Origin of the sequence: Salmonella sp. 741265116_PST (genome assembly GCF_046567715.1) — a bacterium.
Taxonomy (GTDB): Bacteria; Pseudomonadota; Gammaproteobacteria; order Enterobacterales; family Enterobacteriaceae; genus Salmonella; species Salmonella enterica.
In genome coordinates, this window is record NZ_JBKFPH010000018.1 from 1 (window position 1) to 13,092 (window position 13,092).

Genomic DNA, 13,092 nt, shown 5'->3' on the forward strand with positions numbered 1-13,092 from the left:
CTTATTTGGTGGACACCACTTTGTCGGATACATCAGATTATGACCAGACGGTTCGCGCTGTACACTTACTAAAATGAAGCAAGATATAAAGAATGAAGGAAAAATCGAGTATGAAAAACGTACAGAATTGTCTGAAGTAACTCCCTGCAGCATTGAAGCCGCAGGGAATCTATTTATGGTGTAACGATATTGAACCAGAACTCAAACTTGTCCATATAGCCCAGCATCTCATCCAGTTTCGCAGCATTACCGGTGACGTTGGCTTCGCCTTTATCTTGAGCCTGCTTCAGGGTTTCTTCCTTCAGGATAATTTTATTCAGCGTGTCACGGTTCAGAGTAATCGTGGCATCAGCATCTTTCGCTTCAGCATTAGCCGTGTGATTGAGCACGCCGTTTTCCAGCTCCAGCTTGTACTTTCCGCCGTCGCTGCCAAGGTCAATGTTAAACACCGCCTGGGCATTACCTGCTTTTTCACCGTTGATATGTACAGCCAGGAAGTCAAAGAACATTTCAGGCGTCATCGCCCGAACGGTATCCGGACTTGCGGTATTTGGCGTCGGACCTTTAACCACACCGTTACGCAGCTCCTGAGCACCGGTCAGATAAAAGTTACGCCATGGACCAGATTCAGCCTGATACCCCAATTGTTCCAGCGCATCGGCTTCAAGGTTACGCGCATTCTGGTTATTTGGATCGGCAAACACGACCTTACTCACCACCTGAGCAACCCAGCGGTAGTTCCCCTGGTCAAAGTCTGCTTTGGCTTTCTGAAGAATCGCATCGGCACCGCCCATGTATTCAACAAATTTCTTAGCCGCTTCTTCGGGTGGCAGCTCATCAAGGGTTGCCGGATTGCCATCGAACCAACCGAGATACAGTACATACGTTGCTTTTACATCATGACTGATAGATCCGTAATAGCCGCGGTTGGCCCAGGTTTTTGCCAGGCTATCCGGTAGTTTGAAATTGGCCGCTATTTCATCGCGAGTCAGACCTTCATTGGCCATGCGCAGAGTCTGGTCATTGATATAACGATACAGGTCTCGCTGGCTTTTCAGCAGACCAACAACATTCTCATTACCCCAGGTCGGCCAGTGGTGCTGGGCCATAATAATTTCAGCTTTGTCACCCCAACGTACTATGGCTTCGTTGATATATTTCGACCATGGCAACGGCTCACGAATTTTCGCGCCGCGTAGCGAGTAGGTGTTATGCAGGGTGTGAGTGACGTCCTCTGCGGCTTCGATGAGTTTCTTCTCTTCGATGAACCACAGCATTTCCGAAGGGGCTTCCGAACCAGGCGCCAGCATAAAATCGTAAGTCAGGCCATCAATCACTTCTTTCTGGCCGTCTTTATCGATGATATTAGTGGGCGCAATCAGTGTCACCGTCCCCGCAGAAGTGGTCGTCCCCAGTCCGGCGCCAACCTGGCCGGAGGCATCTGGTTTCAGGAGGTTGCCATACATATAGCTGGCACGGCGGCTCATCACGTTGCCGGCCATAATATTCTCGGCTACTGCTGCCTCCATAAAGCCAGCAGGCGCATACACTTTCACCTTGCCGGATTTCACGTCCGCTTCATCGACAACGCCACGCACCCCGCCATAGTGGTCAACATGGCTATGAGTGTAAATGATGGCGACAACAGGCTTATTGCCCCGGTTTTTGAAATACAAATCCATACCAGCTTTGGCTGTTTCCGCAGAAACCAGCGGATCAACAACCGTAATCCCCTCGTTACCTTCGATGATCGTCATGTTGGATAAATCAAGGTTACGAATCTGGTAGACGCCGTCTGTTACTTCAAACAAGCCACTGATATTAATTAGTTGGGACTGACGCCACAGACTAGGGTTAACAGTGTCAGGCGATTTTTCCCCTTCTTTTATGAAAGCGTACTGCTGTGGATTCCAGATAACATTCCCTTGCTCTCCCTTAATCACATCTTCAGGTAAAGCGGCGATAAAGCCTTTATGGGCATTCGTGAAATCGGTGTTATCAGAGAAAGGGAGTTGGTTATAAAGCGCATCGTTAGCTTGCCTGGTTGAAGCAGTGGCACCTTTTGGGGCTTCCTGTGCAAATAAAGGTGTCAGCACAGTAGAAGAGAGTAGCCCCGCCAGCGCAAAACTTTTAACGATCAACTTAAGTCTCATTTGTACCCCTCATGTAAAAATATTCTATATCACTCAATCTGGTCGATTAATTATCTGTTAATTCAAACAATTAAAGTTATTGCTGATCATTTTCGCTCTTTTAAATATAACAAAAACATTACATTTCGCCATTTATGGATACAAATAAATCATGTTTTACGTCTGCCAGTTCCATCCTCTTTTAGTAAGTGGGGGGGGCTCGCTTCCGGTTTCCGGAAGACACTATAATTCTCCCCCCTACTACAGGAGCTGTGACTATAAGTTCGTCACTGTGGAACAAAATCATCTCATCAGCCAAAAATGCTGCCTGGCCTGATAGCTTTTCCATTTTTCACTGTGAGATATCAGCGCACTACACTGGATAGTAATTCTTCATTTATGAGGCGATTAAGGATGGGACAGGATTCGGACGACAGACGCCGTACTTCCAATGCTGGAAGGGTATGGCAGGATCATAAAGATATGGTCACGCAAGCGCTACGTGTAAGTATTCCGTGGTTCACATTTGTGAATATCAGCTTTGCGCTTATCATTTTATTTCGCCACGTACTCATCAGTGACTTTGACAAGTCGATCAGTGCACAGACTGGAATACTGCCGTTAATAGACGATATTATGGGCAGTATTATTGTTTTTTCGGTCCTGATACTCCTTTTCATTTACCGCCTTTCGGCCAGATTTACGCCTCTTTGTCTGGTGATGCTGCTGATTCTCAGCCTGATGTGGAGTTATTGTAGCTACTGCTTTATTGTTTGGTGGCAACTGCCTTTTGCCTGGCCTCTCAGTGTCATCCTTATGCTTACCGCGCTGGCTGCACTTTATTATTATCCGCCTGCGTTGCTACTTTTCATCGTCCCCTTATGGCTGACCGCCCTGCTGGCCAGTGTGCAACTTAACCAAAATGTAAATATCCGGTTTTTATTGGTCTGGATTATTCTCACCGCCATACTCATTTATGGTCGCTTTATCCTGCAGCGCTGGTTTGATGAAGCCTGGTTGCGTTACCAGGAAAACCGGATGCTTATCGCGCGTCTCGACGTTATGGCTCACCAGGATGCACTGACCGGGACCGCTAATCGACGTTCAATGGAAAGTTTTCTTGGGGATGCTCTCCGCCAGGCGGAGTCGTTTGCACTGATCATGCTCGATGTGGACTATTTCAAAAACTATAACGACCATTATGGTCACCAGGCTGGCGATGCCTGTCTGGCAAAGGTGGCTGATGTGATGAAGAGATCGGTTCGTACTCCGGCAGACCTGGTGGCACGTTACGGGGGCGAAGAATTTGTCGTTGTGCTGCCTTCGTCGTCGCTGAATGAAGCTGCGCTGGTTGCTGAACGTATTCAGACAAACCTGCGTGAAATCGCACTGGCGCATGTAGCATCTGCGGTTAGTGAAACGGTCACTGTCAGCATGGGCATCACCCTTTCCACAGCCGGTGACACTGTTACCGGCATTATTGCCAGAGCGGATGAGGCCCTTTATCGGGCTAAACAACAGGGACGTAATCGTTGGGTAAAGTAAAACCAGTTGCCCGGTGTTTGATACAGATGATCACCTTGCCATACTCAGATAATTAAAACTGAATATTTGGAAGCAAAAAAGACAGTCGGACTCACGGAACCTTTGCGCTGGTACAGCCTGAATATCAGATAAAATTATGTCCAGCCGCAGATAACCAGTTGACAAAGGTTACACCGACGCTGGACATACCGCTTTTGTCAGTCAACTCATGAAAAAACAGTCTTTTTTTCGGGAAATATTCTAACAGTATTTTCTAACTATATTCTAAGCGCCCAAAAAACAAAGGGGTTACCTTTCGGTAACCCCTTGTTTAATCTGGCGGAAGCGCAGAGATTCGAACTCTGGAACCCTTTCGGGTCGCCGGTTTTCAAGACCGGTGCCTTCAACCGCTCGGCCACACTTCCGGAATGAGGCGCACTATAAACATCCCGGTGCGTCATGTAAAGACCGAATGTGTTCGTTTGCGTGAAAAACAGGCAAAATTTCGTTAATTGCCTGAAATAGCGGCACATTGACCATTTCTTCAACACAAAAACTGGCTTAATACGTGTTGATCGTCCCCACTGTTTTATCGCTGTGATTATCAATTTTTTATCGGTAGCGCGTGGTTGGCGCTGCCGCCTGTTTTATGGCGTAGCGCCAGACATGAGCAGACCGTTTTAACGACGGTAATCACCTGAAATCTCTTAAGGAAACTAAACGTAAACGAATGCGTAAAGATGGGTAAAACCACTGGGTGACAGTGACTGTTTTTATTATTCTCCTTTATTAATTACATCTGTCATAAGAGAGTGACTAATGGATCGTATCATTACATCATCGCGTGATCGTAGCTCGCTACTGAGTACGCACAAAGTACTGCGCAACACCTATTTTCTGTTGAGCCTGACGCTGGCTTTCTCCGCAATTACCGCGACAGCCAGTACGGTACTGATGCTGCCCTCCCCCGGCCTGATTCTGACGCTGGTCGGTATGTATGGGCTGATGTTCCTGACCTATAAAACCGCCAATAAGCCGGTCGGTATCCTGTCTGCTTTTGCGTTTACCGGCTTCCTCGGCTATATCCTGGGCCCGATTCTTAACGCCTATCTGTCAGCAGGCATGGGCGATGTTATTGGCCTGGCGCTGGGTGGTACCGCGTTAGTATTTTTTTGCTGCTCCGCTTACGTTCTGACCACCCGTAAGGATATGTCTTTCCTGGGCGGTATGTTAATGGCCGGGATCGTCGTCGTGCTGATTGGTATGGTGGCGAATATTTTCCTGCAACTGCCTGCATTGCACCTGGCGATTAGCGCGGTGTTTATCCTGATTTCCTCGGGCGCTATCCTGTATGAAACCAGTAACATCATTCACGGCGGTGAAACCAACTATATTCGTGCGACCGTCAGTCTGTACGTTTCGCTGTACAACATCTTTGTCAGCCTGCTCAGCATCCTGGGCTTCGCCAGCCGCGACTAATCGACATTCCCCTCTTCCAGCCCTGCTTATGCAGGGCTTTATTTTTTGCTACACTGCCGTCCGTGTTGATTACGCAGTGAAACGTTATGTTGATCTTTGAAGGTAAAGAAATCAGTACTGATAGCGAAGGCTATCTGAAAGAGACGACGCAGTGGAGTGAAGCGCTGGCAGTCGCTATCGCCGCCAATGAAGGCATTGAGCTCTCTGCGGAACACTGGGAAGTCGTGCGCTTCGTGCGCGAATTTTACCTGGAGTTTAATACCTCTCCCGCCATCCGAATGCTGGTAAAAGCGATGGCGAATAAGTTCGGCGAAGAAAAAGGCAACAGCCGCTATCTGTATCGTCTGTTCCCGAAAGGCCCGGCAAAGCAAGCGACCAAAATCGCCGGTCTGCCCAAACCGGTAAAGTGTATTTAATACCGAATACTGAAGCCTGTTAACGTCTCGCGAGGGCTGTGCGGTTCAGTGAGGATTTTGTCCACACGAGCAGAGCGCGGCCCGCCCTCTTTCAGCCACTTGATGAGCTTTTCCACCTGCGCCGCGTCGCCACAGGCCACCACTTCTACGCTTCCGTCATCCATATTCTTCGCATAGCCGGTTAACCCCAGCCGCTGCGCCTCATGCTGCGTGGTATAGCGAAACCCGACTCCCTGAACGCGACCATAAACCCAGGCGATAATGCAGACGTTCGACATGATGGTTCTCCTTTCATAATCAGTGGTGGAGGCTCATACAGGACATACTTAACGTACCTGACTGGGCAAACACCCATAATGTTGGCGGAATCTGGCCGTAAACCGCGACCCCGACAGGTAGCCGCACCGTAGCGCTATTTCGCCGATTGGCAGCGTCGTCGATTGCAGTTGAGAAAGCGCGCAGGACATGCGCACCTCTTCAACAATTTGTCGATAACTCTGCGATTCACGCTGCAAACGCCGACGCAACGTCGATGTTCCCATAGCAAGACGGCGGGCTATCTCCTGGGCTGTCCATAGCTTAGCAGGCGAGAGCATAATCAGTTGCCGCACCTGCTCCGTGAGGGTGTAACGCCGTTCAATAAGCAGTGGTCCCGCCGCGCCATCATGTAAAAGCGCTAACAGTAACCCCATCGCCTGATGTTCCTGTAGCCCAACGGGCAACCCCTGGCGCACAGCATCCAACACGTTCTCCCACATAAATGTCAGGCTACGGCTCATCGGCGTACACAGCGATGTCAGGTTTGCCGGTGGATAATCCTGAACGTACATCGTTTTAAAGCGAGCAATAATCTCCGGTGAAAGTAACAACAGGTCGGAGCGAAAACCGTTCTGCGCAGGCTGATTAATAATCTCCAGCGGCGTGTTCGCCGGAATAATAATCAACTCGCCCGGCCCGGCGACAAGGCGGCTATCATCCTGAATGATGACTTTACTGCCCTGCGTAATATGGCAGATAGCGGCGGAAAAAAGCGTAACACGATGCAAACGGTGCAGATGACTGGAACGCACCTCTGCCGTCGTAAGATCCTGATGTCGAATATGCATCTCCTGCACCGTGCCGTCCTCTATTTTATCTTCCGTATGTGGCCGTGAATTGTGCTTTCGCAATCACATGCGCGTTAAGCATAAACCCTACCAACGCGCCACTCGACTCACTGTCGAGCGGCAGTGTTGCCGTATTCAGCGCCCACACAGTAAACTGATAGCGATGAGGCTTATCGCCCGGCGGCGGACAGGCGCCGCCAAAGCCAGCATAACCGAAATCATTACGTCCCTGCACCACTCCAGCGGGTAACGTTTTTTTATCAGCCCCCGTCGGCAGGTCGTGAATCTGCGCAGGAATATTCACCATCGTCCAGTGCCACCAGCCACTTCCGGTGGGCGCATCAGGATCGAAGACGGTAATAGCGTAGCTTTTGGTTCCGGCAGGCGGATTGCGCCAGCTCAGCTGCGGCGAAATATTTTCTCCGCTACAACCAAATCCTTTAAAGACGTGCTGTTGCGTTAAACGAAAATCCGCCGGAATATCCGCGCTACTGAGGCTAAACGCCGATGCGGCAGATACGCCGCCACTCAATGCCATCATTGCGGCTGCGGTCAAAGAGAAGACTGTTTTCATTGTATTTCCTTCTTCATGTAAAGAAATAACACTATAAAAAGCGCCCACTGAAGAAACTGTGCCTTTACGATTCTATTTTGTGCAGAAACGCTCACCACCATACGCTGATGATTGCCCCTCTTATCTGTGCTACCCTACGCGCCATTTCGTTTTCACGGTCCCTGGCTGGAGCTATCATCCGGCTCGCGTCACTGTTTGTGAGAGGTTACTCCGCATGACTGAATCTACATTTCCGCAATATCCCCGTTTAGTCCTCAGCAAAGGGCGAGAAAAATCTTTACTCCGCCGCCACCCATGGGTCTTTTCCGGCGCCGTCTCCCGTCTGGAAGGCAAAGCCAACCTCGGTGAAACTATCGATATCGTCGACCATCAGGGAAAGTGGTTAGCACGCGGCGCCTGGTCGCCAGCATCCCAGATCCGCGCGCGCGTCTGGACATTTGATAAAGCAGAATCCATTGATATTGCGTTTTTCACCCGCCGCCTGCGCCAGGCGCAGCAGTGGCGCGATTGGCTGGCGAAAAAAGACGGCCTGGATAGCTATCGTCTGATCGCCGGTGAGTCCGATGGCCTGCCTGGCGTCACTATCGATCGTTTTGGTCATTTTTTGGTGCTGCAACTGCTCAGTGCCGGGGCCGAATATCAACGCGCCGCATTAATTAGCGCTCTGCAAACATGCTATCCGGATTGCGCTATTTACGATCGCAGCGACGTCGCCGTGCGGAAAAAAGAAGGGATGGCGCTGACGCAAGGTCCGGTCACTGGCGAACTGCCGCCTGCGCTTCTGCCAATTGAAGAACACGGTATGAAATTGCTGGTCGATATCCAGGGCGGCCACAAAACCGGTTATTATCTTGATCAGCGCGACAGTCGTCTGGCGACGCGCCGCTACGTGGAAAATCAGCGGGTACTGAACTGCTTCTCTTATACCGGCGGTTTTGCCGTGTCGGCGTTAATGGGCGGTTGTCGCCAGGTTGTCAGCGTGGATACCTCACAGGATGCGCTGGATATCGCCAGGCAAAACGTTGAACTGAACCAACTGGACTTGAGCAAAGCCGAATTCGTGCGCGATGACGTGTTTAAGTTGCTGCGCGCTTACCGTGAACACGGCGAAAAATTCGACGTCATCATCATGGACCCGCCCAAATTCGTCGAAAATAAAAGCCAGTTAATGGGGGCCTGCCGGGGCTATAAAGACATTAACATGTTAGCGATTCAACTGCTCAATCCGGGCGGCATACTGCTGACATTCTCTTGCTCCGGACTGATGACCAGCGATTTATTTCAGAAAATCATTGCCGATGCCGCAATAGATGCCGGTCGTGATGTACAATTTATAGAGCAGTTCCGTCAGGCCGCCGATCACCCGGTGATCGCCACCTACCCGGAAGGGCTGTATCTGAAAGGGTTTGCCTGTCGCGTCATGTAACTTGAAAAGTGGAATAGTATCCTCATATAAAGGGTATCTATTTCCCGGGAGGTGACTATGATAGCCAGCAAATTCGGTATCGGCCAACAGGTCCGCCATTCCCTGTTAGGTTACCTCGGAGTGGTCGTCGATATCGACCCGGAATATTCGCTTGATGAACCGTCGCCTGATGAACTGGCGGTTAACGACGAACTTCGCGCCGCTCCGTGGTACCACGTGGTAATGGAAGATGATGATGGTCAGCCAGTGCATACTTATCTGGCCGAGGCCCAGTTGCGAAGCGAAATGCGGGACGAGCATCCAGAACAGCCATCAATGGATGAACTAGCGCGTACCATTCGCAAGCAGCTTCAGGCGCCGCGACTACGTAACTGATTGTATTTAAAAGGCCGGAGAGCGATATCCGGCCATTTAAACTTTTATTTCGCCAGCCCCAGGCGAGGGATCTCAATCGCCGGGCAGCGATCCATCACCACGGTCATGCCTGCATCCCGCGCCAGTACCGCCGCCTGCTCGTTGATCACGCCAAGCTGTAGCCACAGCGTTTTTGCGCCGATGGCGATAGCTTCCTGTGCGACGCCCCATGCAGCTTCAGAGTTGCGAAAAACATCCACCATATCGACTTTTTCGGGAATGTCCGCCAGCGTGGCATACCCCTGTTGCCCCAGCAATGTCTTACCCGCGACTTTTGGCGCAACCGGAATCACATGGTAGCCCTGTTCAAGCAGGTATTTCATTACCCGATAACTTGGACGATCGGGTTTATCGCTCGCACCTACCAGCGCGATAGTGCGAGTGGACGTCAATACATCAGCAATATCGGTCTCTTTCATCATCTTTCTCCTGGCTGTTTTGCAAAGTGTACGACAAACCTGACATAGCAACCATTCATCCCATACCGATGTATGAGAGCAAAACGCCAAAATATGTCTATATGTTAGTAAACATGATCTAAGAAAAATTTCGATACATTATTAGCCAGACGGCCTTTGGACAGGAGAACCTTATGAAAACCGGCGCGCTAACCACCTTCCTTGCTCTCTGTTTGCCGGTGACTGTTTTTGCCACAACGCTCCGTTTGTCGAATGAGGTTGATCTGCTGGTGCTGGACGGTAAAAAGGTGTCCAGCTCTTTATTACGCGGCGCAGAGAGCATCGAACTGGAAAACGGGCCGCATCAACTCGTTTTCCGGGTGGAAAAAACCATCCGACTGCCCGGTAATGAAGAGCGGCTTTATATTTCTCCGCCGCTGGTGATAAGTTTCGATACCCAGTTGATAAGTCAGGTCAATTTCCAGCTCCCGCGGCTGGAAAACGAGCGCGAAGCCTCGCATTTTAACGCGGCGCCGCGTCTGGCGCTTTTGGACGGCGACGCCATGCCCATTCCGGTAAAACTCGATATTCTGGCCATTACTTCTACGGCTAAAGTGGTCGATTATGAAATAGAGACCGAGCGTTATAATAAATCGGCGAAACGCGCCTCGCTTCCTCAGTTCGCCACGATGATGGCAGACGACAGCACATTACTTTCCGACGTCTCAGAGCTTGATACCGTACCGCCGCAATCACAAACTCTGACAGAACAGCGGCTGAAATATTGGTTCCGACTGGCCGACCCGCAGACACGCCATCATTTTCTGCAATGGGCGGAAAAACAGCCGCCCTCTTGATATGAGTTGTCCCAGCGCGCAATTTTTTTGTCTTTCTCTTGCAGCATCAAGCGCTTCCAGTAATCTGTAGACAGGTTAACTACGGAATCGAATTATGGAACTGACGACTCGCACCTTGCCGACGCGCAAACATATCGCGTTGGTTGCTCACGACCACTGCAAACAGATGTTAATGAACTGGGTGGAACGCCATCAGCCGTTGCTGGAAAAACACGTTCTTTATGCAACCGGCACCACGGGGAATCTGATCCAGCGCGCAACCGGTATGGACGTTAATGCGATGCTGAGCGGCCCGATGGGCGGCGACCAGCAGGTTGGCGCGCTCATTTCAGAAGGGAAAATCGACGTGTTGATATTCTTCTGGGACCCGCTTAACGCGGTACCGCACGACCCCGATGTCAAAGCGCTACTGCGTCTGGCCACCGTATGGAATATCCCTGTCGCCACTAACGTCTCAACGGCGGACTTTATCATCCAGTCCCCGCATTTTAATGACGCTGTAGATATTCTTATTCCGGATTATGCGCGTTATCTGGCCGAGCGCCTGAAATAACCGCTACGCGGGCGGGGTGCTGTACCGCCCGCGCTTTAGGGCTTCCTCGCCACCGGAACATCCAGCTGTTTAAGCGCCTCCACAAAGCGCGAGGGATTATCTTTATTGAAAAGCAGCCAGACCCGCGCGCGCGCGCGCGTCAACGCCACATATAACAAACGCCGCTCTTCAGCGTCCGGAAAATCCTCAACCTGAGGAAGAAGCGCACTTTCCATAATGGACTCTCGCGCCGGGGCGGGGAAACCGTCGTTACCCTCCTGCAATCCGACAAGAATCACGTAATCGGCCTGTTGGCCTTTGCTGGCATGGATAGTCATGAAGTCTATCTGTAACTTCGGCCAGCGAGTCGCCGCTTTTTGTAGACTCGCGGGTTTCAGATGATGATAGCGCGCCAGCACCAGGATACGTTCATCTTCCTTCGCATAGCCGGATAATTTATCCAGTAACGCGTCCAACTGGCTTTCATCCAATAACGTCACCGCTTTTTTATCGCCTGGGGTCAGACTATTTAACGGTTTTTTAAGCTGGTGCGGATTCTGCTGTACAAAGCGATTGGCAATATCGCCAATCCGACTGTTAAAACGGTACGTGGTGTCCAGGTGGCAATGCTCGCCCTCGCCGAACGTCTGATGAAACGCCGTCGTTAAGGAGAGCTGCGCCCCGCTAAAACGGTAAATTGCCTGCCAGTCATCGCCAACGGCAAACAGCGTAGTCTGGCTATTCTGCTTGCGCAGCGCCTCTAACAGCGCCGCCCGTTGCGGGGAAATATCCTGAAATTCATCGACCAGAATATGCTTCCACGGGCTGATAAAACGCCCTTTTTCGAGGATCACCATTGCCTGATGGATCAGCCCGGAGAAATCAACGGCATTTTCCGCTTTCAACGCGCTTTTCCAGGCCTTTAGCAGCGGCGCCATCAGCTTAATGCGTTTGCCAAACAGCTCGCGGCACTCCTCTGGTGCGCCAGCGATCATTTCTGCCTGCGCGCCGCCGTGCATACGCATCAAACTGACCCAACGATCCAGGCGAGGGGCCAGACGCCGCTGCAATGTCTCATCATCCCAGAAATTACCTTCCGGCACCGCCCACTGCATCTCCTCTTCCAGCCACTGACGCCAGCCTTTGGCCTGCGCTTTTTTCTCGCTACACTGCTGACGCCAGGTGCGCAGAAATAGCTGATGCCGCGCGGTGGCGTCACTTTCCAGCTTACTGACAACCGGCGCTTTTTTACTGCCTTGCTGAATAATATACAGCGCCAGCGAATGGAACGTACGGGCAGTAATCTCTTCCGTATGTAAGCGCTCGCGGATACGCTCATCCATCTCTTCTGCCGCCTTGCGACCAAACGCCAGTAAAAGAATTTGCCCCGCATCGGCTTGTCCGCGCGCCAACAACCAACCCGCGCGCGCCACCAGCACCGAGGTCTTACCGCTTCCCGCGCCCGCCAGTACCAGTAACGATGATTCGCCGTTAACCACCGCCCTGGCCTGGGAAGGATTAAGCGGAGAGGATTCTATCTGCGTAAAAAAGTCGGCATGCGCTTCCAGCATGGCATCAGCATACGCCTGATTATGCTGCTGCCGACTTCCCTCGCTATCCTGTAACCATGCCAGACACTTACGCCATATCTCGCGACAGTGAGCAAACTCCTCCAGACGTGAGACCGGTAGCGGCAAGGCGGCAAACGTCTGGCGAATTTCGTGTTCCAGCCCCCGAACGCGTTCACGGGTAAGCCATTGGTTTTCGCCCGTTCGCTCACTAATACGCGCCCATTGCTCCTGCAATGCCTGCGCGGCGACATCACTCATCTCCTGGCTCCAGCGACGCCAATGCGCGTCCAGATAGCGATGGAATTGCTGGGTTTCCGACCACTCGGTACCGTGCAAACGTACGACTTTATCCTCCGGCAGGACAAACTCCAGCTCGCCCCATACCAGCCCACGCTTACAGTGAATCGCCAATAACTGATTGAATGGAATAAGATATTCATGCCTGTCGCCAGACACTTTCACCCCAGCGTTGAGGATCACGGCACGATCATACGGGTGTTGCGCCAGACGTTTTCCAAGAGAAGTTGCTTTCAGTTCCATGACTCAGCGAATCCAGACGTAAAGATGTGCTTATCAGTGTAACCGCCAGAGAAAACGTGCTCCAGTCTAAAAAAACGTTACAATTGCCCGCAGTGATAGAAAACCGGAATGAACTGAGGGTTT

The 13,092-nt window shown here is 51.2% G+C and carries 13 protein-coding genes and 1 tRNA gene; 7 read left to right on the plus strand and 7 right to left on the minus strand.

Translation table 11 applies throughout. The features are described from left to right. Positions 1-173: 173 nt before the first annotated feature. Complete coding sequence (locus ACLD11_RS13850; RefSeq protein ID WP_080160297.1) at positions 174-2,153, minus strand: alkyl/aryl-sulfatase; 1,980 nt, start codon at positions 2,151-2,153, stop codon at positions 174-176. 393 nt (positions 2,154-2,546) lie between these two features. Between ACLD11_RS13850 and ACLD11_RS13855 the strand changes: the two genes are divergently transcribed. Beyond that, the gene (locus ACLD11_RS13855) at positions 2,547-3,677 is read left to right on the plus strand and encodes a GGDEF domain-containing protein (RefSeq protein ID WP_080160296.1); all 1,131 of its coding nucleotides are present in this window, start codon (positions 2,547-2,549) and stop codon (positions 3,675-3,677) included. Between the two features lie 316 nt (positions 3,678-3,993). Here ACLD11_RS13855 and ACLD11_RS13860 read toward each other — a convergent pair. Further along, a tRNA-Ser gene (locus ACLD11_RS13860) sits at positions 3,994-4,081 on the minus strand. Between the two features lie 394 nt (positions 4,082-4,475). Between ACLD11_RS13860 and yccA the strand changes: the two genes are divergently transcribed. Beyond that, entirely contained in the window at positions 4,476-5,135 is a 660-nt protein-coding gene (gene yccA, locus ACLD11_RS13865; RefSeq protein WP_000374046.1) for an FtsH protease modulator YccA, read from the plus strand. 86 nt (positions 5,136-5,221) lie between these two features. Then, positions 5,222-5,551, plus strand: a complete 330-nt coding sequence (gene tusE, locus ACLD11_RS13870) for a sulfurtransferase TusE (RefSeq protein WP_000904446.1) — start codon at positions 5,222-5,224, stop codon at positions 5,549-5,551. Here the strand turns inward: tusE and yccX are convergent. Genes yccX through ACLD11_RS13885 form a run of 3 tightly spaced genes read right to left on the minus strand, consistent with a single transcriptional unit; the run spans position 5,548 to position 7,231 of the window. Next, a complete protein-coding gene (yccX, locus tag ACLD11_RS13875; RefSeq protein ID WP_000072884.1) occupies positions 5,548-5,829 on the minus strand; it encodes an acylphosphatase in 282 nt (93 codons plus the stop codon). The two genes, tusE and yccX, sit on opposite strands and share 4 nt — an antisense overlap. 48 nt (positions 5,830-5,877) lie before the next feature. Then, complete coding sequence (locus tag ACLD11_RS13880) at positions 5,878-6,657, minus strand: helix-turn-helix transcriptional regulator (protein WP_000548082.1); 780 nt, start codon at positions 6,655-6,657, stop codon at positions 5,878-5,880. A 25-nt stretch (positions 6,658-6,682) separates the two neighbouring features. Further along, positions 6,683-7,231 (minus strand): YbhB/YbcL family Raf kinase inhibitor-like protein, encoded by a 549-nt coding sequence (locus tag ACLD11_RS13885; RefSeq protein WP_000859417.1) that lies wholly within the window; start codon positions 7,229-7,231, stop codon positions 6,683-6,685. Positions 7,232-7,445: 214 nt separating this feature from the next. Between ACLD11_RS13885 and rlmI the strand changes: the two genes are divergently transcribed. Both rlmI and hspQ read left to right on the plus strand, forming a co-directional pair. Further along, a complete protein-coding gene (gene rlmI / locus ACLD11_RS13890; protein WP_000140480.1) occupies positions 7,446-8,657 on the plus strand; it encodes a 23S rRNA (cytosine(1962)-C(5))-methyltransferase RlmI in 1,212 nt (403 codons plus the stop codon). Positions 8,658-8,714: 57 nt separating this feature from the next. Beyond that, positions 8,715-9,032: a heat shock protein HspQ gene (hspQ, locus tag ACLD11_RS13895; protein WP_000561983.1), complete on the plus strand. Its 318-nt coding sequence runs from the start codon at positions 8,715-8,717 to the stop codon at positions 9,030-9,032. 44 nt (positions 9,033-9,076) lie between these two features. On the opposite strand, the gene ACLD11_RS13900 is transcribed toward hspQ, so the two are convergent. Further along, positions 9,077-9,490 carry a CoA-binding protein gene (locus ACLD11_RS13900; protein ID WP_001537782.1) on the minus strand — a complete coding sequence of 138 codons (414 nt, stop codon included), beginning with the start codon at positions 9,488-9,490 and terminating at the stop codon, positions 9,077-9,079. 173 nt (positions 9,491-9,663) lie between these two features. Here ACLD11_RS13900 and ACLD11_RS13905 point away from each other — a divergent pair, with 173 nt between their 5' ends. Together ACLD11_RS13905 and mgsA are read left to right on the plus strand one after the other, a co-directional pair. Further along, complete coding sequence (locus tag ACLD11_RS13905; protein WP_000847732.1) at positions 9,664-10,326, plus strand: DUF2057 family protein; 663 nt, start codon at positions 9,664-9,666, stop codon at positions 10,324-10,326. Positions 10,327-10,420: 94 nt separating this feature from the next. Next, a complete protein-coding gene (gene mgsA / locus ACLD11_RS13910) occupies positions 10,421-10,879 on the plus strand; it encodes a methylglyoxal synthase (protein WP_000424187.1) in 459 nt (152 codons plus the stop codon). Between the two features lie 35 nt (positions 10,880-10,914). Here the strand turns inward: mgsA and helD are convergent, their stop codons facing one another. Beyond that, the gene (helD, locus tag ACLD11_RS13915) at positions 10,915-12,969 is read right to left on the minus strand and encodes a DNA helicase IV (protein WP_023228225.1); all 2,055 of its coding nucleotides are present in this window, start codon (positions 12,967-12,969) and stop codon (positions 10,915-10,917) included. Between the last annotated feature and the right edge of the window lie 123 nt (positions 12,970-13,092).

Excerpts from the sequence above, each read along its gene's own strand:
- yccA (WP_000374046.1), top strand. The coding sequence starts at position 4,476 with ATGGATCGTATCATTACATCATCGCGTGATCGTAGCTCGCTACTGAGT.
- helD (WP_023228225.1), bottom strand. The coding sequence starts at position 12,969 with ATGGAACTGAAAGCAACTTCTCTTGGAAAACGTCTGGCGCAACACCCG.
- tusE (WP_000904446.1), top strand. The coding sequence starts at position 5,222 with ATGTTGATCTTTGAAGGTAAAGAAATCAGTACTGATAGCGAAGGCTAT.
- hspQ (WP_000561983.1), top strand. The coding sequence starts at position 8,715 with ATGATAGCCAGCAAATTCGGTATCGGCCAACAGGTCCGCCATTCCCTG.
- ACLD11_RS13885 (WP_000859417.1), bottom strand. The coding sequence starts at position 7,231 with ATGAAAACAGTCTTCTCTTTGACCGCAGCCGCAATGATGGCATTGAGT.
- ACLD11_RS13900 (WP_001537782.1), bottom strand. The coding sequence starts at position 9,490 with ATGAAAGAGACCGATATTGCTGATGTATTGACGTCCACTCGCACTATC.
- rlmI (WP_000140480.1), top strand. The coding sequence starts at position 7,446 with ATGACTGAATCTACATTTCCGCAATATCCCCGTTTAGTCCTCAGCAAA.
- ACLD11_RS13880 (WP_000548082.1), bottom strand. The coding sequence starts at position 6,657 with ATGCATATTCGACATCAGGATCTTACGACGGCAGAGGTGCGTTCCAGT.
- mgsA (WP_000424187.1), top strand. The coding sequence starts at position 10,421 with ATGGAACTGACGACTCGCACCTTGCCGACGCGCAAACATATCGCGTTG.
- yccX (WP_000072884.1), bottom strand. The coding sequence starts at position 5,829 with ATGTCGAACGTCTGCATTATCGCCTGGGTTTATGGTCGCGTTCAGGGA.
- ACLD11_RS13850 (WP_080160297.1), bottom strand. The coding sequence starts at position 2,153 with ATGAGACTTAAGTTGATCGTTAAAAGTTTTGCGCTGGCGGGGCTACTC.
- ACLD11_RS13855 (WP_080160296.1), top strand. The coding sequence starts at position 2,547 with ATGGGACAGGATTCGGACGACAGACGCCGTACTTCCAATGCTGGAAGG.
- ACLD11_RS13905 (WP_000847732.1), top strand. The coding sequence starts at position 9,664 with ATGAAAACCGGCGCGCTAACCACCTTCCTTGCTCTCTGTTTGCCGGTG.